1 pseudogene is annotated in these 1,166 nt (G+C 64.9%); it reads left to right on the forward strand.

Features of this window, described 5'->3' with window-relative positions:
- Positions 1 to 1,166 (forward strand): annotated as a pseudogene (locus QW845_RS34090) (hypothetical protein); the annotation flags it as partial.

The raw sequence follows: 1,166 nt of genomic DNA on the forward strand, positions 1-1,166 counted from the left end.
TCGGGAGGCACGGCCGCATTCGAGGCGTTCGAGACGTCCTTCCACGAGGACTTGAACGGCGACGGCATGATCGGCATTCCGACGACGGTCATCGAGGCCGTGGGATCGACAAGCCTCGTCCAGGCCGGCAACGGCTATTTCCTCAATCCCGTCGGCGGCGGCACCGGCCCGCAGGTCAAGTTCGGCGGCGCCAACCTGGTGGTCGGTCAGCTCGGAGGCTGGGCGCCGATCGCAGCCGATGTCGTCGGCAGCGGCTATCAGATCGCCTGGAAGATGGCGGGTGCGGACCTGTACACGGTCTGGAACACCGACAGCAGCGGCAACTACACGGCCAACGCCATTGGTGGCGTTTCGGGCGGCACAGCCTCGCTCGAAGCGTTCGAGACGTCCTTCCATCAGGACCTCAACGGCGACGGTACGATTGGCATTCCGACGGTTGTTGTCGAGTCGATTGGTTCGACCGGTCTGGTCCAGGCCGGCAACGGTTACTTCCTCAATCCTCTGGGCGGTGGCACTGGCCCGCAGGTCAGTTTCGGCGGCGCGTATTTGGTCGCCGGACAGCTCGGTGGGTGGTCGCCGATTGCGGCCGAGGCCGTCGGCAGCGGCTATCAGATCGCATGGAAGATGACCGGCGCAGATCTCTATACGGTCTGGAATACCGACAGCAGCGGCGCCTATACGAGCAACGCGATCGGCGCCGTCAACGGCACCAACAGCGGTCTGGAAGCGCTGGAGACCAACTTCCATCAGGATCTGAACGGCGACGGTACGATCGGCATCCCCTCGGCCGTGATCGAAGCGCTGGGATCAACGAGCCTGGTGCAATCCGGTTCGACCTACTTCCTCAATCCGGTCGGAGGCGGCATCGGGCCACAGATCGTGTTCGGCGGCAGCGCCGTCACCGTTGGCCAGTCCGGCGGCTGGAACCCGATCGGCGCAGAGAGCTCCGGCGGTGGCTACCTGGTCGCCTGGAAGATGGCTGGCGTCGACCTCTACACCGTCTGGAATACCGACAGCAGCGGTGCTTACGTCAGCAATGCAATCGGCGCCGTTCCGGGCGGCTCGGCGGGGCTGGAAACGCTGGAGACCAGCTTTCATCAGGATCTGAACGGCGACGGCACCATCGGTGTGCCCGCTCACGTCGCAGCGGGCACGCAAGCCCTGAC

The sequence above is a fragment of the Bradyrhizobium sp. SZCCHNS3002 genome, assembly GCF_032377435.1.
In the GTDB taxonomy this organism is placed as follows: domain Bacteria; phylum Pseudomonadota; class Alphaproteobacteria; order Rhizobiales; family Xanthobacteraceae; genus Bradyrhizobium.